We start from the raw sequence: 19956 nt of genomic DNA, 5'->3' as shown, positions 1-19956 counted from the left end.
GGACGACGAGGGGCCGGTGCACCGCCGTGGAGCGGTGCACCGGCCCCTCGCCCGTGCCGTGCCCGTACGGGTCAGGCGCCCGGGCCCTCCGTCCAGGTGCGGGCGCGCAGCGGCAGCCCGGAGCCGCCGCCGTCCAGGGGGCGCACCGCGAGGATCTGGTTGACGCCGATCCTGTTGTGCTCGAAGGAGAGCGCCGAGGCGGCCATGTACAGCCGCCAGACCCTGGCGCGGCCCGGGGAGGTGGCGCGTACCGCCTGCTCCCAGTGCCGCTCCAGGTTGGCCACCCACCGGCGCAGGGTCAGCGCGTAGTGCTCGCGCAGCGTCTCGACGTCCCGGGCCTCGAAGCCGGCCTCCTCCAGGGTGGCCAGGGTGCGGGCGAGCGGGGCCAGTTCGCCGTCGGGGAAGACGTAGGCGTCGATGAAGGCGTCGATGCGGTAGGCGTCCTCGTCCCGTTCGGGGCGGCGGGCGATCTGGTGGTTCAGGAGGCGTCCGCCGGGCTTCAGGAGGGCGTAGAGGTCCTCGGCGTACTCGCGGTAGCGGACCGAGCCGACGTGCTCGGCCATGCCGATCGAGGAGATCGCGTCGTACGGGCCGTCGCCGACGTCCCGGTAGTCCTGGACGCGGATCTCGATCCGGTCGGTCAGGCCCTCCTCGGCGATGCGCTTACGGGCGTGGGCGGCCTGTTCCCGGGAGAGGGTGACGCCGGTGACCTGGGCCCCGTACTCCCGGGCGGCGTGGATGGCCATGGAGCCCCAGCCGCAGCCGACGTCCAGGAGGCGGTCGCCCTTCTTGAGGCCGAGCTTGCGGCAGACCAGGTCGAGCTTGTCGCGCTGGGCCTCCTCCAGGGTCCCTCCGTCCTGCCAGTAGGCGCAGGAGTAGACCATGGAGGGGCCGAGCACCAGGGCGTAGAAGTCGTTTCCGACGTCGTAGTGGTGGCTGATGGCCTTCTTGTCGCGGCGTCTGGTGTGCAGCGGGCCGGTGCGGCGGCGTACCTCCTCGGCGGGCGGGGCCGGGGGCGGCCAGGGGCCGGCGAGGTCGAGGAGGCCGCGGGCGAAGGCGCGGACCTCGGGGTCGCGGACCGGGTGGACGGAGTCCTTGGCGTCGGCGCCCCGGTCCCAGAGCAGCCCGGCCAGATGGCCGAGGGCTTCGTACAGGTCGCCCTCGATGTCGACCTCCCCCGCCACCCAGGCGCGGGCCAGGCCCAGTTCGCCCGGCTTCCACAGGAGCCGGCGCAGGGCCCGGCGGTGGCGGATCACGAGGACCGGGGCGCCGGGCGGCCCCGATTCGCTGCCGTCCCAGGCCCGGATCCGGACCGGCAGGGGTTCCGAGAGCAACTCCTCGGCGAGAGCGGTCAGCCGCGACGCGGCGTCTGCCATGGCACACCTCCGTGGTGTTTCCCCGACAAGCACGACAAGCACAACGAGCACCCCGCGCAGGGACATGCCCGTAGCCCCGCCGCGACACCCCGGTGGCAGGGCGAGGTACACCTGCGTCAACTGTCCCCGCACTCTCCGTCATCCCGCTACCGGGCAACGGAACGGCAAAATGCATGCACAGGCCATCCACATGGGCGGGGACAGGCCACGGCCCGCCGCCCGGGACCCGGTCCGGCCCCCGCCCGGATACGCCGAAGGGGCCGTCCGCACCACGGATGGCGGACGGCCCCTTCGGGCGTCGTACGGTGCGCTCCCCGCGGAGCGCGTCACCGGGGGGTCAGGAGGCCTTGGCCTTCTCGCCCTCGGGCTTGGCGGCGGCCGGAGCCGGGGCCGGCTTGGCGGCCTCGTAGAACTCCTCGCGCGGCGTCTCCATGGCGCCGAGCGAGACGACCTCGCGCTTGAGGAACATCGCCAGCGTCCAGTCGGCGAAGACCCGGATCTTGCGGTTCCAGGTCGGCATGGCCATGCCGTGGTAGCCGCGGTGCATGTACCAGGCGAGACGGCCCTTGAGCTTGATCTTCACCTTGCCCATGACGATCATCGCGACGCCCTTGTGCAGGCCGAGACCGGCGACCGCACCCTTGTTGGCGTGGCTGTACTCCTTCTGCGGGAAGCCCCGCATGCCGGAGATCACGTTGTCGCCGAGGACCTTCGCCTGCCGCAGCGCGTGCTGGGCGTTGGGCGGGCACCAGGCGTTCGGGTTGCCGGCGCGGCGGCCGATCATGTCCGGCACCTGGGCGTTGTCGCCCGCGGCCCAGATGTAGTCGGTGCCCTGCACCTGGAGCTTCTCGGAGGTGTCCACGTGGCCGCGGGGGCCGAGCGGCAGGCCGAAGCGGGCCAGCGCCGGGTTCGGCTTCACGCCTGCGGTCCACACGATGGTGCTGGAGTCGACCTCCAGGCCGTTCTTCAGCACCACGTGGCCGTCGACGCAGGAGTCCATCGAGGTGGAGAGGTAGATCTCCACGCCGCGGCTCTCCAGGTGCTCCTTGCCGTAGGCGCCCAGCTTCGGACCGACCTCGGGAAGGATCTTGTCGGCGGCGTCGACGAGGATGAAGCGCATGTCCTCGCGCTTCACGTTGGTGTAGTACTTCGCCGCGTCGCGGGCCATGTCCTCGACCTCGCCGATGGTCTCCGCGCCGGCGAATCCGCCGCCCACGAAGACGAACGTCAGCGCCTTGCGGCGGACGTCCTCGTCGGTCGTGGAGTCGGCCTTGTCCAGCTGCTCCAGGACGTGGTTGCGCAGGCCGATGGCCTCCTCGACGCCCTTCATGCCGATGCCCTGCTCGGCGAGGCCGGGGATCGGGAAGGTGCGGGAGACCGCGCCCATCGCGATGACCAGGTAGTCGAAGGGCAGCTCGTAGGCCTCGCCGACGAGCGGCGCGACCGTGGCGACCTTGCGGTCCTGGTCGATGGTCGTGACACGACCGGTGAGAACCTCAGCCTTGGGCAGCACGCGTCGCAGCGGGACGACGACATGCCGAGGCGAGATGCTGCCTGCGGCAGCTTCGGGGAGGAAGGGCTGGTACGTCATGTACGACCGCGGGTCGACGACCGTGACGGTCGCCTCCCCGTATCGCATCTTCTTCAGAATGCGACGAGCTGCGTACAGGCCTACGTACCCACCGCCTACAACGAGGATCCTGGGACGCTCCGTGGTGCTCATGCCATCGAGTATCCACCCCTCCCCAGGGGGGTGCTCGTGAGCCCCTTCACAAGGATTGACCGACCCTCTGCTACACTTCGCCGCCCACGTGACCCAGGTCATGGGCACGAAAGGGAACCACGAGACGGCGGGAAACGTTGTTCACCGCCTGTGAGCTGGACCTTGGCCCTTCGGGGCGGGTGAACCACCCCTCCCCTTCATACGGCCGCAACGCCCCCGGAACGCGCGCACGGCACTCGCGGACACCCTCCGAGGCGGCCGGTTCCGACCCGATGGACCCCTACGGCGACCAACAGGGCCCAATTCCTTGTGAAGAAGTTCACGAACTTTCCCGCGGCGCGTCCCCCAAGGGGCCCCCGGACGGCCCAGAAGGGCCTGACCGGGGCTCAACGGTGCAGGTGACGATGCGATGGAGCGGGCGGCCGGAGAGCCGCCCGCCCCGCTACGCGGCGCTCCAGGCGATCCCGTCGAGGATGTCGTGTTCACTGACGACGACCTCGTGGGCTCCCGTCCGCTCCATCACGGCGAGCAGGACGATCGCCCCCGCGCCGATCACGTCGACCCGGCCCGGGTGCATCACCGGGATCGCGGCGCGCTCCTCGTGGGTGGAGCGGAGCAGGTGCTCGGTGATCGCGCGGACCTGGCCGCGGGTGACCCGCGCGTGGTGGATGGCCCCGGAGTCGTACTCCGGCAGCTCCAGCGCGATTCCGGCGATCGTCGTGACGGTGCCCGCCAGCCCGACGAGGGTGCCGGCCCCCTGGAGCTGCACGGTCTGTTCGGCGAGGTCGAGTGCGGCGTCGACGTCCGCGCGGATCGCCGCGGCCTGCTCGTGGCCGGGCGGGTCCATGACGGCCCCGTCCACGACCAGATGACGCTCCGTCATCCGTACGCAGCCGATGTCCACGGACCGGGCCGCCTCCACCCGGTCGGAGCCGAGGACGAACTCCGTGGAGCCGCCGCCGATGTCCACCACCAGATAGGGCTTGGCCAGGTGGTCGGCGCCCGCGAGCTCCCTGGTGGCCCCGTCGAAGGAGAGCTGCGCCTCCTGGTCTCCGGTGATCACCTCGGGCTCGACGCCGAGGATCTCCCGGACCCCGGCCACGAAGTCGGCGCTGTTCTCCGCGTCGCGGGAGGCGGAGGTGGCGACGAAACGGATCCGTTCGGCGCCGAACTCCCCGATGACCGCCGCGTACTCGCGGCAGGCGGCGAACGTCCGCTCCAGCGCCTCGGGGGCGAGCCGGCCGGTGCGGTCCACGCCCTGGCCGAGGCGGACGATCGTCATGCGCCGGTCCAGCTCGGTGAAGGAGCCGGTGGCGGGGTCCACGTCGGCGACGAGGAGGCGGATGGAGTTGGTGCCGCAGTCGACGGCGGCGACCCGGGTCACGCGTCCCGCCCCTCGGCGGGGCCGTCCAGCGGGCGGAAGGCGAAGTGGCCCCCGTCGCCCTCGTCGACCGTCCAGCCCTCGTCCTCGCCCGTCGGCGCGCACGGGGTGACGCAGGGGCCCTTGGCCCACCACTCGGGCAGCATCGCGATGGCCTCGTCGCCCAGCGGGTTGACCCCGGGCCCGGCGGCCAGCGAGTGGCCGACCAGCACGTGCAGGCACTTCACCCGGTCCGGCATGCCGCCCGCGCTCGGGAAGCCCTCCAGGACCTCGATGGCGTCGCGGCGGGAGAGGTAGTCCTCGTGCGCGGCCCGGTAGGCGCCGGCCAGCCCGGGGTCGGTCTCCAGACGGGCCGTCATCTCCTTCATGACCCCGTTGGCCTCCAGCGTGCCGATCGCCGAGGCCGCCCGGGGGCAGGTCAGGTAGTACGTCGTCGGGAACGGCGTGCCGTCCTCCAGACGGGGCTGGGTCTCCACCACGTCCGGGTTGCCGCACGGGCAGCGGTGCGCGATGGCGCGCAGACCGCGCGGCGGGCGGCCGAGCTGCTGCTCGAACGCGGCGATGTCCGCGTCGGTGGGCTTGGTGGACTCGGTCTGCGGAGGGGGCGTTTCCATGCCTGCCTTGGTTCTGCTCGGAAGCTCGTAGAGGTGGATGTCTCGGAGCGGTGGATGTCTCGGAGCGGTGGATGTGCCGGTCGGTCAGTCGCGGTCGGCCCGGTCGGCGCTGTCCACGCCGTCCCAGAGGTTCGAGTGCCACGGCCGGTCGCTCGCGCCCGACTCGCCGCGGCGGTCCCGGGCCGCGTCGGGGTCGGCCACGGTGTAGCCCGTCTCCCCGGGGAGGACGTAGTGCAGGTGCTGGCGGGCCAGCCGCATGATGTACGCGTCGTCCTGGAGCCGCGCCTTCTCGTCCCGCAGCTCCTCGGTGCGCCGCTCCGCCTCCTGCGAGAGGCGTTCCTGCTCGGCGATGTCGTCGCGCTGGGAGACGTACTGCCGCATCGGGTAGGCGAGCGCCACCACCAGGGAGCAGACCACCAGCGCCAGGAACGCGGCCCGGCCGGTGAGCCGGGAGCGGCGGGCCTGCCGGCGGTTCTGGGACCGGTACACGCGAGCCGCGGTCTGCTCGCCGAGCAGGCGCAGCCTGGTCGCGGTGGAGAACCGGTCCTTGCCCGCCATGTCTCCCGCCTCCCCATCACACACGTCCGTCCCCGCACACGGTACGGGACCGGGTGCGGGGACGGGCGGAGGCTACCGTCCTGAGGCTACGGGTCAGCCCTTGAAGCGCGGGAAGGCGGAGCGGCCCGCGTACACCGCGGCGTCGTCGAGGATCTCCTCGATGCGCAGCAGCTGGTTGTACTTGGCGACGCGGTCCGAGCGGGCCGGGGCGCCGGTCTTGATCTGACCGCAGTTCACGGCGACGGCCAGGTCGGCGATGGTGACGTCCTCGGTCTCGCCGGAGCGGTGCGACATCATGCACTTGAAGCCGTTGCGCTGGGCCAGTTCGACGGCGTCCAGGGTCTCGGTCAGCGAACCGATCTGGTTGACCTTCACGAGCAGGGCGTTGGCGGAGCCCTCCTCGATGCCGCGGGCCAGGCGCTCGGGGTTGGTGACGAAGAGGTCGTCGCCGACGATCTGCACCTTGGCGCCGATGCGGTCGGTGATGACCTTCCAGCCGGCCCAGTCGTCCTCGTACAGCGGGTCCTCGATGGAGACCAGCGGGTATGCGGAGACGAGCTCCTCGTAGTACTCGGTCATCTCGGCGGCCGAGCGGGACTTGCCCTCGAACTCGTAGACGCCGTCCTTGTAGAACTCCGACGCGGCGACGTCGAGCGCGAGCGCGATGTCGCGGCCCGGGACGTAGCCGGCCTCCTTGATGGCCTCGACGATGAGGTCCAGGGCGGCGCGGTTGGACTCCAGGTTCGGGGCGAAGCCGCCCTCGTCGCCGAGTCCGGTGGACAGGCCCTTGGTCTTGAGGACCTTCTTCAGCGTGTGGTAGATCTCCGCGCCCCAGCGCAGGGCCTCGGAGAAGGACTCCGCGCCGATCGGCGCGATCATGAACTCCTGGATGTCCACGTTGGAGTCGGCGTGCGAGCCGCCGTTCAGGATGTTCATCATCGGAACGGGCAGCAGGTGCGCGTTCGGGCCGCCGAGGTAGCGGAAGAGCGGCAGGTCGGACGCCTCGGAGGCGGCGTGCGCGACGGCGAGCGAGACGCCGAGGATGGCGTTGGCGCCGAGCGAGGCCTTGTTCTCGGTGGCGTCCAGGTCGAACATCGCCTGGTCGATGAGGCGCTGCTCGGTGGCGTCGTACCCGACGAGCTCCGGGCCGATCTGCTCGATGACGGCGAGGACGGCCTTCTCGACGCCCTTGCCCTGGTAGCGGTTGGGGTCACCGTCGCGAAGCTCGATGGCCTCGAACGCACCGGTGGAGGCACCGGACGGAACAGCAGCACGGCCCGTGCTGCCGTCGTCGAGGCCGACCTCGACCTCGACCGTGGGGTTGCCCCGGGAGTCGAGGATTTCCCTGGCTACGACGACGTCGATGGACGGCACGAGGCATCTCCTTCTGGGATCTGACACTGGTTGTGCAGGGTCACTGTGGCCTTGCGACACGAGCCTATCGGGCCCGGCCGCGTCGGCCAGCCGACCGCCCGCCTCCTGGGACGAAAAAGGACCCAAGGACCTGCATAACGGGACAGAACTCTAGAAATCTACTGAGTGGTAACAACAAGAGGTGAACGCATGGGGGCGGCCGGCGGGCGCCGCTCACGAAGAACCCGGCCCGGCGCGCTGGGGGGATGAGCGCGCCGGGCCGGGAAGCCGTGCGAGGAGAAGTGCCGCCGGACGCTTCTCCCCGGGGGAGGAGAGACGGCGGTTACTTCAGGTGGAGCTGCTGACCCGGGAAGATCAGGTCCGCGTCCTTGACGATGTCGTCGTTGAGCTTGAAGATCTTGCTCCAGCCGCCCTTGACGCCCTCCGCCTCGGCGATGGTGCTCAGGGTGTCGCCGGCCTTGACCTTGTACTCGCCGTCGCCCTTCTGGACCTTCTGGCCGGTCGGGGTGGTGACGGTCTTCTCGCTCTCGGCCTTGGGGGCCTCGCGCTGCTCGGAGCGGGTGGTGGGCTGCTCGGCCTGACGCTCGGGCTGCGCCTGCTCGGGCTTGCTCTCGCCGGAGCCGGAGCCGGTGTTCACACCCGGGTCCACACCGTCGTTGGTGAGGCCGCCCGCGCCGGCGCAGGCCCAGGCGCCCGGGCCCTGCAGGTCGAGGAGCTTCTCGGCGGTGGCGATCTGCTGGTCCTTGGAGGCCAGGTCGGCCCGGGAGGCGTACTGCGTACCGCCGGCGGCGGCCCAGCTGGACTGCGAGAACTGCAGTCCGCCGTAGTAGCCGTTGCCGGTGTTGATGGACCAGTTGCCGCCGGACTCGCACTGGGCGACGGCGTCCCAGGTCTCGACGGAGGCGGCGGAAGCGCTGGTCGCGCCCATCAGCGGGACGGCGACGGCGGCACCGGTGACACCCGCGAGGGTGGCGATACGGACGGCCTTGGACGGGCGGCGGTGCTTGCCCTTGCTGTTCAGCAGCATGGAACGAATCTCCTCACCGACGCCTACGAGGTGAGCTGTCGGGTTCGGGCTGATGAGTTGCCCGGTCGCGCGGTACTGCTCGCGACTTGACCCCTAGCCGGTCCCGTGCGCCCCCGTCGGTTCGACGAGGCGTCCGGACCCGGCGGCTTACCTGGGTCCCCCGCTCCTGCCTACGGCGCTTACGCGTCTGTTCCCTTCGACCGACGGCAGGATTCGGCGTGACGGTCGACGGGGCCCGCGGTGCGAGCGGCTCCGACCGTAAACACAGGCAACCCCGACATTCAAAGATGGACATAGGGGGCAATAAACCCGAACTCGCCGCAGCCCGCGGGCCGTTTCCGCAGGTGAGGGGCGATACGCCCGGACCGGCCGGACGAGACGCGCCAGTTGAGGCAAAGAGACCCATGTCTCACTTACGCAAAAGTGGACATAGGTCTCTTAACTGCCTCGATTTTCGGGGTGTTTTCCCGCATTCGATCAGTTGGCGGCGGGCGCCCCCGCGGGCGTCTCGGCGCCTTCCCGCGCGGCCGGGTCCGCACTCCCGCCCGCGTCGCGGTCCAGGCCGAGGTCCAGGTTCTGGCCGGGCAGGATCAGGTCCGGGTCGGAGCCCAGGAGATCCTTGTTCGTCTCGTACAGACCGGTCCAGCCGCCGGGGACCTCCTGGGCGTCGGCGATCGCCCAGAGGTTGTCGCCGGGCCGCACGGTGTACCCGCCGTCGGCCGCCGCACCGCCGTCCCGCGCGCCGCTGTCGCCGCGCGAGGCATGCCGGCCGGACTCGCGGGGGCCGTCCTCCTGGCCCGCGTCGGCCTCCTCGGGCGCGGGGGCGCCACGGTGCTTGCCCCCCTTGCCGCTCTCGCCCGCCGAGGCGTCGGGGGCCGCGGAGGGGTCCGCGGCGTCGGGGGCGCCGGAGGCGGGCGGGGCGGAGGGCTTCACCGAGGAGTCGGGATCCCGGCTCCCCTTCTCCGCGCCACCCGTACCACCCTTGTCCACCTCATCACCCTTCGCACCCTTGCCGGATTCGCCGGATTCTCCGGTTGCGTCCGTTTCGCCGGTCGGGGCGGGCTCCGGGTCGGCCGAGGGGTCCGCCGACGGGTCGGCGGACGGCGAGGCGCCCGGGTCGACGCCGGGCAGACCGCCGTCCACCGCGAGGCCGGAGATCACCGCACAGCTGGGCCACGCCTTCGGACCCTGGTCGTCCAGGACCTTCTCGGCGACGGAGATCTGCTGCGAGCGGCTGGCGAGGTCGGCGCGGGGCGCGAACGCGGTGCCGCCGTACGCCGACCAGGTCTCCTGCGAGAACTGGAGCCCGCCGTAGTAGCCGTTGCCGAGGTCGGCGCTCCACATGCCGCCGCTCTCGCACTCGGCGACCCGGTCCCAGGTCGTGGCCTCGGCGGCCTGTGCGCCGCCGGCGCCGAGCAGCGGGATGGCGATGGCCGATCCCGTCACGCCCGCGGCGACGACGATGGCGGGTGCCTGACGAGGGCGGCGGTGTCTGCCGTTCGCGGAGCCCATGGGTATGCCTTCCGTGCGACTGACAAGCGAGTGACCTGAGCGCCGCGCAGCGGATTCCGTGCCTGCTGCGGCGCACAAGTGACGCGTGGGCCACGTGCGGCCGACGCGTCGAACCGTGAACCTAGCGGGACTCGAACGCGTGTCACAAGTCGATGCAGCGCAGATCACGTGAAAGTCACAGAGTTGACGCTGTGTCACTTTTCCTGGTTCTGCTGCCCGGTTCGAACGCGACCGGAAGGGTGCGCAGTCCTCGCATGATGAGCCCGCCCCGCCAGCGCAGATCGCCCGGTTCTCCCGCGAGTCGCAGGTCAGGAAGGCGTCTCAACAGCGTGGTCAGCGCGGTCTGCCCCTCCAGCCGGGCCAGCGGCGCCCCCAGGCAGTAGTGGATGCCGTGCCCGTATCCGAGGTGCTGGTTGTCACGCCGCGCAAGGTCCAGGGTGTCCGGATCGGTGAACCGCGCCGGGTCGCGGTCGGCCGCCGCCAGCACCACGAGAACGGGGTCCCCGGCGGCGATCTCCTCACCGCCCAGGGTCAGCGCCTCGGTGGCGTACCGCCAGGTCGCCATCTCGACCGGCCCGTCGAACCGGAGCAGCTCCTCCAGACCGGTCGCCAGCAGGGCGCTCTCCCCCGCCGCCAGCGAGGCCTCCAGCCGGGCGCGCTGCCCGGGGTGGCGCAGGAGCGCGTAGGTCCCGTTGCCGATGAGGTTGACCGTCGTCTCGAACCCGGCGAACAGCAGGATGAACGCCATGGCGGCCGCCTCGTTCTCCGTGAGGTGCTCGCCGTGGTCGCTGGCCCGGATCAGCCCGGAGATCAGGTCGTCGCCCGGGTTCTCCCGCTTGCGGTGGATGAGTTCGGCGAGGTAGCCGCGCATCTTCTTCACCGACCGGGCGACCCCGCCGCGGGGCCCGCCGCCGTGCCGGATCATCATGCCCGCCCAGTCCCGGAAGTCGTCCTGGTCCTCCTCGGGGACGCCGAGCAGGTCGCAGATGGCGTAGATGGGGAGGGGGAAGGCGAAGTCGTGGATGAGGTCGGCGCTCCCTTTCTCCACGAAGTCGTCGATGAGCCGGTCCGTCAGCTCCTGCACGCGGGGCGCGAACTCCGCGACCCGGCGCGGGGTGAACGCCTTGGACACGAGCCGGCGCAGCCGGGTGTGGTCCGGCGGGTCGATGTTGAGCAGATGTGTCATCAGCTCCGCCTTGCGCTCCCCCGGGATCCCCGTCTTCCCCTTGGCGTGCGGCGACTCGGCGTGGTTGGCGGGGTTCTTGGAGAGCCGCGCGTCGGCGAGGGCCTCCCTGGCGTCCCCGTACCGGGTCACGAGCCAGGCCTCCACCCCGCTGGGCAGCGCGGTGCGGTGCACCGGGCGGTGCTCGCGGAGCCAGGCGTAGGCCGGGTAGGGGTCGGTGGCGAACTCCCAGGTGAAGAGTTCGGGGGCGCCATGGGGCCCGGCCGGGGAGTGGGGGCAGGCGGAGGGCTCGGACGGGCGGGGGGCGGGGCTGTCGTTCACTCCCCGACGGTACCGGGCGGGGGTCCGGCGGCTCCGCGCAGTGCGGGGAGCGCCCGCTGGGCGGGGCGGTACCCCTTCTCGGCCGCCCGGGACATCCAGTGCCGCGCCCGGTCGGCCAGCACCACGCCCAGCAGGTACTGCGCCTTGACCAGGCCGGCCTCCGCGGCCGTCTCCAGATACCCGGTCGCCTCGGCGGGACTGCGCGCGATCAGCAGCTCCCCCAGCATCGCCGCCGATTCGATGTGGCCCGCGTCCGCCGCCCTGCGGAGCCAGAACTCCGCGGCTCCCGGCTCTCCGGTCAGTCCGTTGACCGAGGCGAGGACGTAAGCCGCCTCCGGTTCGTTCTCGGCCCGGTCCGCCAGGTGCGCGTGGGCGTTGGCGCGCATCGTCGCGCGCACGTCCTTCGACGTCGTCTCCGTGATGGCGATCGACCACAGGGAGAGCGGGACCGGCGGGTGGTCCGACCGGTCGACCGCGTCGGCGGGCAGGGCGCCGAAGACGTCCCACGTGTCCTCCCCCTCGCCCGGCGCCAGAAGCCCGCTCACCCCGTGCCGGGGCGCGGCGGCCCAGGCGAGCCCCTCGTCGAACGTCTCCGTCCGGGCCGCCGCCGCGAGCTCCGCCGAGTACAGGCACTCGACCCCGCGGAGCAGGGTGCCGGTGATGCCGCCGACGGGCACTCCGCACAGGGTCAGATCGACCGCGGCGCGCACCAGGAGGTGGCCGCGCGGGTGGCGGCCCAGCCGGCCGGCCCGCCGCCACTCCTCGACCAGGCCCGGGCCCACGGCCAGGTACTCGGGCACGGTGTGCACGCCGCGGCGGAGGGCGGCGCTCCGCAGGCGGGCGTCCCCGTCCGGGGCGTCGAGGCACCGCGTCTCGCGGTCGCTCCACACCCGGTTCAGCTCGACGGGCTCGATCCCGTCGAGCACCCGGGCGCGGTCCGACGTGCCGAAGCGGCGGGCGTCGTAGGCCTCGTCGTCCATCGTGGCGAGGACGGGCACGCGCAGCCGGACGAGGTCGGCGAGGACGGCCGGGGTCAGTCCGTGTTCGCCGAGATGGCCCTCCAAGCGGTCCAGCCACAGGACGGGGCTCTCCCCCCTCCGGCCGCGCACGAGCGCCGGGAGCCCCCGCAGGTCCGTGCCGTGCTCCGGGGCGAAGATCTGTCTCGTACCCGGCAGGTTGGTGGTCAGGGCGGCCCACAGGGTCCTGGTCTTGCCCGAGAGCGGCGCACCCGTGACCACCACCAGGCCGCCCGATGCGGCCGCCTCACGGACCCGTTCGCCCAGCTCGTGGTCGCAGTGGCGTGCAGCGTAGGGCGGCAGCAACGATTCGCCGGGCAGCCGCCGGGGCCTCCACACGCCGAGGTCGATCGGGTCGGCCGCGTCCAGCCGGAGCCACTCGGAGACCGGCGGCGCGGCGGAGTGCGGGGGGTGCGTGTAGTAGGTGTGCACGCCACCGGCGACCGTGCCCGCCTGGACGACGGGGCCGTGCAGGACGCCCCCGGAGACGGCGTTGTGCGCGGTGTGTGACGCGGCCTCCGCCGCGGGGGCGGCGACCGCCGTGGGGGTGTGCTCCCGCGCGGCCTGGAAGGCGTTCTGCCGCGCGACCGGGGAGGGTCGCTTCCGGGTGGTTGCGGAGGTGGGCGGCCGTGTGAAGTCGGCGGCCTCCTCCTTCAGCCGCGCGAACCCGGCGGGGTTGACCCGTCTCACGTCGCCGAGGACGGCCAGCAGCAGACCGCGGGCGCCGTCCGCGCCTCCCGGGATCCCGCCGTGGTACATGGCGTGCATCCGGTCCAGGCGTGCCGCCTGGAAGCGGACGGGGCGCGGGTGCAGGCACGCCTTGACCGCCTCGAACGGATGCGGCTCGGCGCTCATGATCAGCGGAGTCAACCGATCCGCCAGCGCTTCCAGTTCGCTGTCCACGCCCGTCCCCCGTCGCTCGTCGGGCCCCTGTCGTCACCGTACTAACCCGTCCCGCGCTCCGCCGCCAGGATCGCGTCGCGGTAGGCGCGGGCGGCGGCGCGCAGGGCGGCCTCCGGGTCGGTGCCGTTCGCCTCGGCGGAGACGGCGAGGGCGAGCAGCTCGTAGCCGATGGGGTCGCCGGCCGGGTCTCCCGCCGGGAGGGGGACGTCGAGGCCCGCCGTACGGACGCGGCTCGCGAGTTTCGCGGCGAGGGCCAGGCCGGGCTGGCCGAGGGGGACGCCTTCGGTGACCGAGGTGCGGCGCTTCTCGATCGCCTTGGTGCGCAGCCAGTGCGCGTGGACGTCCTCGGGGGTCTCTGCGGTCTCGTCGCCGAAGACGTGCGGATGGCGGTGGATCAGCTTCTCGACGAGGCCGCCCGCGACGTCGTCGACGGCAAAGGGTTCGTCGGGGTCCTCCTCGGCGATGCGGGCGTGGAAGACGACCTGGAGCAGGACGTCGCCGAGCTCCTCGCGCAGTTCGTCCCGGTCGCCGTCCTCGATCGCCTCGACCAGTTCGTACGCCTCCTCGATGGCGTACTTGGCGAGGCCCCGGTGCGTCTTTCGCGAGGTCCAGGGGCACTCGCGGCGGATCCGGTCCATGACCTGGACCAGGTCCAGCAGGCGGGCGCCGGGCAGGTCGTAGGAGCCGGGGAGCAGTTCCAGGTCCGGCATGGCGACCCGGCCCGAGCCGCCGAGCCGGGCCAGGCCGTCGGTCAGGCGGCTGTCGCCCTCGCCGCCGACCAGGACGACGACGGTCCTGCCGCCCGCGCAGTCGGCGACCAGTTCGTCGGCGGAGGGCGTGGCGTGTTCGACGGGTACGCCCGCCTCGTGGAGGTAGGGGAGCTGCGGGTGGTCCGGGCCGGCGACGAGGACCCGGTCGGCGGCGTGCAGTGTCCGCCAGGCCGGCCAGGACAGCAGGCCGGGCGCGACCCGGTGGCTGGCGGTGAGCAGGACGATGCGGCCGGGGTCGGCGGGGGTCTCGACGGGGGTGTCGGGGGCTTCGGCGTTCACCCTGTGAACCTACCTCCGGGCCCGGGCCCCCGGCCCGCCGCTGCGAGCGCCCGTCCGACGGGGCGCCCGTCGGCTCGGGCGCCCCGTCGGACGGGCGGGCGTCGGCTCAGGCGCCGGCCGGGGAGTCCTTGGGCGTGAACTCGGTGACCTGGGTGATCCAGGGCGCGCTGTAGGTGCCGAGCTGCATCTTCTGGTCGTCCCAGGTGCCGAAGCGCGGGTTGACGTCGATGTCGAGGGCCTTCGACGCCTTGGTGAGGGCCTCGCCGACGACCTGCTGGCCGGCCGGTGTGCCGAGGTCCGCGCCGAGCGCCTCGGCCAGCTTCGGGAGCTGGACCTCCTGGCGCATGTCGGCGTCGATCTGGTCGGGGGCGACCCAGCGCTGCTGGAGCATCATCGCCTCGAACCGCTCCTCGCCGCCCTGCTGGGCGCCGCTGGCCTTCCGCATCTCCTGGATCTCCTTGCGGGTGACCGTGACCCCCGCGTCCGCGGCGGCGCGGTCGAGGATCCGGCCGAAGATCAGCCCGTGCAGTTTGGCGCGGTTGAGCTGGCCCGACTTGTTCACCAGCTGGGCGGCCTCCGGAGAGTTCTCCTGGGCGCTGCGGACGTCCGCGGCCCGGTCCTGGACCGTCGACACCTCGATCCGCTCGCCGCCCACGACGGCCGCGGCGCCGGGGTGGGACTGGTTGCCGCAGGCCGAAAGGAGCGGTGCGGCGACGAGTGTCGCGGCGAGGACGGCGAGCGCGGTGCGACGACGGCGGTGCAAAGGAGCCTCCCGGGGAGAGTTTGTGCATCAGTGCACAAAGCCTTGCGGTGATCGATGTTAGGCAGTGGAGGTGGCCGGTGCCACTGATTCGACCAACGATTCGGGAGGAGTTGGGGATGTGGGCGGGTATGCGGCCCGGCGCGGGGGCGTGCCGGGGCCGTACGGGCACGTACCGGGGTCGTGCCGGGTGCCGTGCCCGGTGCTGTCAGCCGCCGCGGACGTCCCGTTGGTGGCTGAGGAGGCGGCGCAGGTCGATCGGGAGCGGGTGGTGCGGCCCGTAGGTGCGCTCGGCGTCGTACAGCAGGGCCTGGAGCTGGGCCCGGCCCGCGGTGTGGTCGCCGACCGCCAGGAGCAGTTGTCCGATGCGGTGCCGGATGTCGAGGGCGCGGCCGGGGTCGGAGGAGATCGGCCCGTAGGCGTTCTCGTAGTACGGGAGGATCGCGCGGTACTCGACCAGCGCGGCCCCCGCTTCGCCCAGCTGTTCGAGGCACTGGGCGGCGTCGTAGCGGAACTGGAGGGCCTGGGCGTCGGCCGGGCCCGCTTCGGCGGCCCGGTCCTCGGCGAGCCGGCGCAGTTCGGGCAGGGCGCGGCGGTACTGCCCGTCGTCCATCAGCGTCGCGGCGTACTGCTTGCGCAGGATGCGGACGACCGGTGAGTGCTCGCCGTGCTCGGCGGCGGCGGCCGGGAGGGTGGCGCCGAGGACGTCCACGGCCTGGGTGATCCGGCCCTCGCCGAGCAGCTTCTTCACCTCGTCCACGGCCCGTGCGACGTCCGGACGGGCGGGCGGCGGGGTACCCGCCGGCAGGTGGGCGGGGCGCGCGGGTATCGGGGCGCTCGCCGGGGGCGGGGTGAAGGACGGCGGGGCGCCGAGGGAGGGGGGCGGCGCGGCGAAGGCGGCGGGCGCGGGCACGGGGGCCGGGGTGGCGGCCCGGTCCGGCCAGGGGGCGTGCGGGCGCAGGAACGGACGCGTCGGGTCGAGCGGTTCGGCGGGGGTCCCGTGCTTCGGCAGCAGCGGGGCGAGGTCCTCGTACACCTCCTGGGCGGAGGCGGGCCTGCCCTGGGGGTCCTTGGCGAGGAGCCGCAGCACGAGGGCCTCCAGCGCGACGGGGACCTCGGGGCGGGTCTCGCGGACCGGGCGCGGTGGCTCGTAGAGGTGGCGGTGCAGGACGCCGAGCGCGGTGGAACCGGCGAACGGCACGTCTCCGCTGAGGAGTTCGTGCAGGAGCACCCCGAGGGCGTACAGGTCGGTGTACGGGCCGACCGCGCCGCCCATCGCCTGCTCGGGTGCCATGTAGGCCGGGGAGCCGATGGGCGAACCGGTGTGGGTGAGGCGGGTGGTGTCCGTGTCGAGGACGGAGGCGACGCCGAGGTCGAGGACGGTGACGGTGCCGTCGGGCCGGATCATCACGTTGCGGGGCTTGAGGTCGCGGTGGACGATCGGCACCGCGTGCACGGCGCAGAGGACCGCGCAGAGCTGGGCGGCGACCGCGACGGCCCACGGCCAGGGGTAGGGGCTCCGCTCGGCGAGATGGTCGGCGAGGTCGGCGCCCTCGACGTACTGCATGACGAGGTAGAGGTCGTCGTCGTCGCTGCCCGCGTCGTGGACGGTGACCAGGCCCGGGTGGTCGACCTGCGCGGTGACCCGGCACTCGCGGACGAAGCGGCGGCGCAGTTCGTCGGCGGCGTCGCTGCCGGTGGGCCCGGCGACCCGGTCGGGGCGGAGCAGCTTCACGGCGACGCGGCGGTCGAGGCGCCGGTCGTAGGCCGTCCACACCTGGCCCATGCCGCCCTGGCCGAGGATGGTCGCCAGTTCGTACCGGTCGGCGATGATCCGCCCGCTCACCGGCCCTCGCCCTCCCGGTTCCCGTTGTTCTCCTTGCGGAGGTAGTCGCTCAGCTCGTCCAGCTCGGCCCGGACCTGGTCGAGGCGCCGGGGCGCGGGAGCGGGCGTGGGCGGCGGGGTCGGCGCGGTGTACGGGTTGGGCTGCGGGCCCTGGTGCCGGCTCTGCTGCGGGCCCGGGCCCGGGTGCTGGTGGTGTACCGGGGGCTGCTGGTACGGGAGCGGCGCGGGGTGCCCGGGAGCGGGGTACGGGGCCGGGGAGCCGAGGGAGCTGTAGTGGCGGATCTCCGTGTACAGGTAATAGGTGATCACCCCGGCCAGCAGGCCGATGATCCAGACCATCATGAGCAGCGCCGCCGCGTCCGACATGTCGTCGGGGTCGTCGGGGGTGCCCATGATGAAGGCGAACAGTGCGGCGTTGAGGACGATCACGACCGCGAGCAGCACCCAGTCGCGCGGCTTGCGGGTGACGAACGCCAGCCGCAGCATCGCCACCCATCCCAGCAGGCCGCAGCTCAGCACGGTCACCGTCACGAGGATCACGCGCACCGTCGTGAGCGTGCCCGAGGACGGCCGGGATGTCGTCTGCTGCTGCGGCGTCGGGCCGTAGCCGTGCATGTGCTGCTCCTGGGACGCGTATGTCGGACGTGTGGGGTGAGCGTATACACCTCCACCGACCGGCCGGCCCCGGGTTGTGCCCGACCGCCGTGGTTCACCTCACGTGGGCGCGACCGTGCCGTCCGCCAGTCCGTCGTACATCCCCTGGATCAGCAGCCCGCCGATCCGTTCCGCCGAGCGCAGCGCTTCCTCGAAGGCGGCCAGTTCGCGGAACCGCTCCCCGAACCGCCGCTGTTCGGCCAGCGGCATCCGGGGCAGGTGCAGGCGCCTGGCGTCCAGCCGGGCTGCGGTGGAGGCGTAGCTGCTGGCCTGCCGGTTGTTGGAGGTGCCGCGCAGGAACCCGGCGAGGAACCACGGATCGAGGGCGGCCGGATCGGGCCGCAGGAGCTGGAGGTTGCGGCCGAGCGCGGCGCCCGCGTCCCGCTCCCCGACGACCCGGACGACGGTCCCGCCGCCGAGCACGGGCACCACGACGTCGCCGGGTTGGAGCAGGACCGGTTCGTCCTGGGCGGTGCCGGGCGCCTCGGGACCGGTGGGCGTGGCCGCGGTCGGGCCCGCCCCGGTGAGGACGTCGTGCTCGGTGAGAACGGGTGCGGGGCCGCCCGGGGCCGCGGTGCCGGCGTGCAGCGAGAGCGCCCCGCCGCGGGCGAGTTCGCCGACGGTGGTCCGGGGACGGTGCGCGGGGGCGGCGGGGGCGACGGGGGGCGGGGTGAGGCGGGCGGTCAGCCGGAGGGTCTCGGCGAGCCGCTCCCGCACCTCGCCGAGTCCGGCGGCGCCTCCGCCGGGCGCGGGGCGGTGGAGGTAGCGGGCCGGGGCCAGGTCCACGTCGTCGTCGAGGAGTTCGACCACGGGGACGACGCGGCTGACGCCGGGGAGGTCGGTCCGGTCGCGCCAGGCGTCGAGCACGGCGGCGCGCACGACGGGCCAGTCGATCCGGTCGCGTCCCCCGCCGGCCGCTTTGCCGCCCGGCTCCGCGGCGGGCGCCGCGAGTGCGGCGGTGTCGGCCAGCAGGAGGTCCGGTCCGGGGCGGACCCCGGGCGTCGGCCTGCGCAGGACCCAGAGGTGGAGCGGGATGCCGTACGGGGGTGCGGCGCCGGCCGGGAGGGCGATGACGGCCCGGAGGGCGCCCCGGCGCAGGAGGTCGGCCCGGATCCGGCGGCCGGAGCGGCGGGACGCGGCGGCCGGAGGCATCAGGAGGACGGCGGTGCCGCCGTCGCGCAGTCGGGCCAGGGCGTGCTGGACCCAGGCCAGTTCGGACTCGACGCGGGCGGGGAAGCCGTACTCCCAGCGCGGGTCGTAGGCCAGTTCGTCGTGGCCCCAGTTGCGGTCGTTGAAGGGCGGGTGGCAGAGCACGGTGTCGGTCGCCAGCCGGGGGAAGGCGTCGGCCCGCAGGGTGTCCCCGGTCCGCACGGCCGGGGACGCGGGGGCGTCGCGGGTCGCGTCGGCGCACAGGGCGAGGCGCAGCGCGGTGAGGGCGGCGAGCCCGGCGTCGGCCTCCTGCGCGTAGAGCGCCGCCGGGCCGGTGACGGCACGGAGCAGGGAGCCGGTCCCGGCGGCCGGGTCGAGGACGCTGCGGAGCGGCCGGGCGGAGGCCGGGCGGCCCTCGTCCGCCGGCGGTTCGGCGAGGTCCGCCATCAGCTCGGCGAGGTGCGGCGGGGTCAGCGTGTACTGGCGGGGGTTGGCGTCCAGGTGCCGGCCGAGCAGGAACTCGAAGGCCTGTCCGGCCCCGATCCCGGCGGCGAGTTCCGCGGCGGCTCGCAGCAGCGGCACGGAGGGCAGCAGATCCCGCGCCGTGGGCGTGTGAACGGCTCGCGCCCTGTGAACCCCCGAGGCCTCGGGCGGGTTGGCGTGGTGAAGTGCCCCGGAGGCGTCGGGCGCGGACCCGGGCGCGGGCGCGGATGCGGACGGGGGTGCGGATGCCGACGGGGGCGCGGATGCCGACGGGGGCGCGGATGCGGACGGGATCGCGGACGGCACCGTCGATCCGGGTACGGGGGCGTCGGGCCCGACCGCGGCGTGCCCGGAGGCGTCGGGCGCGGAAGGAGCGTCGGGCCCGGAGGCGTCGGCGGTTCGCGGCGTGCCGACGGTTCCGGGGGGTGCGGCCGGGCCGGGGGCGGAGGGAGCGTCGGGACCGAGCCGGGCGGTGAGCACGTGGTCCACGGCGTACGGCAGCGCCTGCGCCATCCGTTCGTCGGACGTGCCGGTCAACTCCAGCCAGGCGGTGGGCCGGTCACGGACGAGCAGCAGGGCACAGCCGGTGTGGACCAGGGCCTGGGCGGCCCCTGCGGGGTGGCCGGCCACCTCCTGCCAGACCCGCTCGCGCAGCGGCACCTCGGCGAGCTTCCCCTGGTCCCGCAGCCAGCGCTCCACGTCGGACAGCGCGAAGGAGGGGCTGGTCGCGCTGCCGCCGACGGGCCGGGGGAAGTCGGCGTGCCGACGGCGCCAGTTGCTGACGGCGGCACGGCCCACTCCCGCCAGCCGCGCGATCCCGGCCGCGGTGACCTCCGTCGCGTTCTCCGGCACTGGCTCTCCCTCGGTCGGTGCGCGCTGCCTGACCGCGAGCATAGCCAATCACCCACACCACACCGGAAAGCCCTGTCGTCAAACCCGTCACGGATCTTTCGTGTTGACTCGGTTCACAAGCTCTGCTCTGATAGGTCCGCCCCGCCAGCCAGGGCCGTTTGCCTCTCTGCCGACCG

At 73.3% G+C, this 19956-nt stretch carries 15 protein-coding genes and 1 riboswitch; all 15 genes read right to left on the bottom strand.

The features are described from left to right. Positions 1–71: 71 nt before the first annotated feature. The 15 genes from DTB53_RS02735 to DTB53_RS02665 all read right to left on the bottom strand — a co-directional run bounded on the left by DTB53_RS02735 (position 72) and on the right by DTB53_RS02665 (position 19780). Positions 72–1376, bottom strand: a complete 1305-nt coding sequence (locus DTB53_RS02735; protein WP_012380612.1) for a class I SAM-dependent methyltransferase — start codon at positions 1374–1376, stop codon at positions 72–74. Positions 1377–1713: 337 nt separating this feature from the next. Next, positions 1714–3099 (bottom strand): NAD(P)/FAD-dependent oxidoreductase, encoded by a 1386-nt coding sequence (locus tag DTB53_RS02730; protein ID WP_003968669.1) that lies wholly within the window; start codon positions 3097–3099, stop codon positions 1714–1716. Between the two features lie 442 nt (positions 3100–3541). Further along, positions 3542–4483, bottom strand: coding sequence for a Ppx/GppA phosphatase family protein (locus tag DTB53_RS02725; protein WP_012380611.1), 942 nt, complete (start codon positions 4481–4483; stop codon positions 3542–3544). Beyond that, positions 4480–5094, bottom strand: a complete 615-nt coding sequence (locus DTB53_RS02720; protein ID WP_012380610.1) for a DUF501 domain-containing protein — start codon at positions 5092–5094, stop codon at positions 4480–4482. Before DTB53_RS02720 ends, DTB53_RS02725 begins: the two co-directional genes overlap by 4 nt. Positions 5095–5178: 84 nt before the next feature. Continuing rightward, positions 5179–5652: an FtsB family cell division protein gene (locus DTB53_RS02715; RefSeq protein ID WP_003968664.1), complete on the bottom strand. Its 474-nt coding sequence runs from the start codon at positions 5650–5652 to the stop codon at positions 5179–5181. A gap of 93 nt (positions 5653–5745) precedes the next feature. Continuing rightward, positions 5746–7026 carry a phosphopyruvate hydratase gene (eno, locus tag DTB53_RS02710; RefSeq protein ID WP_003968663.1) on the bottom strand — a complete coding sequence of 427 codons (1281 nt, stop codon included), beginning with the start codon at positions 7024–7026 and terminating at the stop codon, positions 5746–5748. 322 nt (positions 7027–7348) lie between these two features. Continuing rightward, positions 7349–8053, bottom strand: a complete 705-nt coding sequence (locus DTB53_RS02705) for a transglycosylase family protein (RefSeq protein WP_012380608.1) — start codon at positions 8051–8053, stop codon at positions 7349–7351. 5 nt (positions 8054–8058) lie between these two features. Next, positions 8059–8241, bottom strand: a riboswitch (cyclic di-AMP (ydaO/yuaA leader). 289 nt (positions 8242–8530) lie between these two features. Continuing rightward, entirely contained in the window at positions 8531–9565 is a 1035-nt protein-coding gene (locus tag DTB53_RS02700; RefSeq protein WP_012380607.1) for a transglycosylase family protein, read from the bottom strand. Between the two features lie 175 nt (positions 9566–9740). Continuing rightward, on the bottom strand, positions 9741–11069 hold the full coding sequence (locus DTB53_RS02695; RefSeq protein ID WP_012380606.1) for a cytochrome P450 family protein: 1329 nt from the start codon (positions 11067–11069) through the stop codon (positions 9741–9743). Next, a complete protein-coding gene (locus DTB53_RS02690; RefSeq protein ID WP_012380605.1) occupies positions 11066–12988 on the bottom strand; it encodes an SEL1-like repeat protein in 1923 nt (640 codons plus the stop codon). Before DTB53_RS02690 ends, DTB53_RS02695 begins: the two co-directional genes overlap by 4 nt. A 41-nt stretch (positions 12989–13029) precedes the next feature. Continuing rightward, entirely contained in the window at positions 13030–14037 is a 1008-nt protein-coding gene (locus tag DTB53_RS02685; protein WP_012380604.1) for a nucleoside triphosphate pyrophosphohydrolase, read from the bottom strand. Positions 14038–14143: 106 nt separating this feature from the next. After that, positions 14144–14800: a SurA N-terminal domain-containing protein gene (locus DTB53_RS02680; protein WP_012380603.1), complete on the bottom strand. Its 657-nt coding sequence runs from the start codon at positions 14798–14800 to the stop codon at positions 14144–14146. A 205-nt stretch (positions 14801–15005) separates the two neighbouring features. Then, positions 15006–16643, bottom strand: a complete 1638-nt coding sequence (locus DTB53_RS02675; RefSeq protein WP_012380602.1) for a serine/threonine-protein kinase — start codon at positions 16641–16643, stop codon at positions 15006–15008. Next, positions 16640–17257: a membrane protein gene (locus tag DTB53_RS02670; RefSeq protein WP_012380601.1), complete on the bottom strand. Its 618-nt coding sequence runs from the start codon at positions 17255–17257 to the stop codon at positions 16640–16642. Before DTB53_RS02670 ends, DTB53_RS02675 begins: the two co-directional genes overlap by 4 nt. A gap of 99 nt (positions 17258–17356) precedes the next feature. Further along, a complete protein-coding gene (locus DTB53_RS02665; protein WP_042496999.1) occupies positions 17357–19780 on the bottom strand; it encodes an N-6 DNA methylase in 2424 nt (807 codons plus the stop codon). Between the last annotated feature and the right edge of the window lie 176 nt (positions 19781–19956).

It is taken from the genome of Streptomyces griseus, from assembly GCF_900460065.1.
Taxonomy (GTDB): Bacteria; Actinomycetota; Actinomycetes; order Streptomycetales; family Streptomycetaceae; genus Streptomyces; species Streptomyces griseus.
The sequence above is the reverse complement of the archived record's forward strand: the minus strand, read 5'-3'. Positions and strand labels throughout refer to the sequence as shown.

Excerpts from the sequence above, each read along its gene's own strand:
- DTB53_RS02705 (WP_012380608.1), bottom strand. The coding sequence starts at position 8,053 with ATGCTGCTGAACAGCAAGGGCAAGCACCGCCGCCCGTCCAAGGCCGTC.
- DTB53_RS02715 (WP_003968664.1), bottom strand. The coding sequence starts at position 5,652 with ATGGCGGGCAAGGACCGGTTCTCCACCGCGACCAGGCTGCGCCTGCTC.
- DTB53_RS02735 (WP_012380612.1), bottom strand. The coding sequence starts at position 1,376 with ATGGCAGACGCCGCGTCGCGGCTGACCGCTCTCGCCGAGGAGTTGCTC.
- DTB53_RS02720 (WP_012380610.1), bottom strand. The coding sequence starts at position 5,094 with ATGGAAACGCCCCCTCCGCAGACCGAGTCCACCAAGCCCACCGACGCG.
- DTB53_RS02730 (WP_003968669.1), bottom strand. The coding sequence starts at position 3,099 with ATGAGCACCACGGAGCGTCCCAGGATCCTCGTTGTAGGCGGTGGGTAC.
- DTB53_RS02670 (WP_012380601.1), bottom strand. The coding sequence starts at position 17,257 with ATGCACGGCTACGGCCCGACGCCGCAGCAGCAGACGACATCCCGGCCG.
- DTB53_RS02700 (WP_012380607.1), bottom strand. The coding sequence starts at position 9,565 with ATGGGCTCCGCGAACGGCAGACACCGCCGCCCTCGTCAGGCACCCGCC.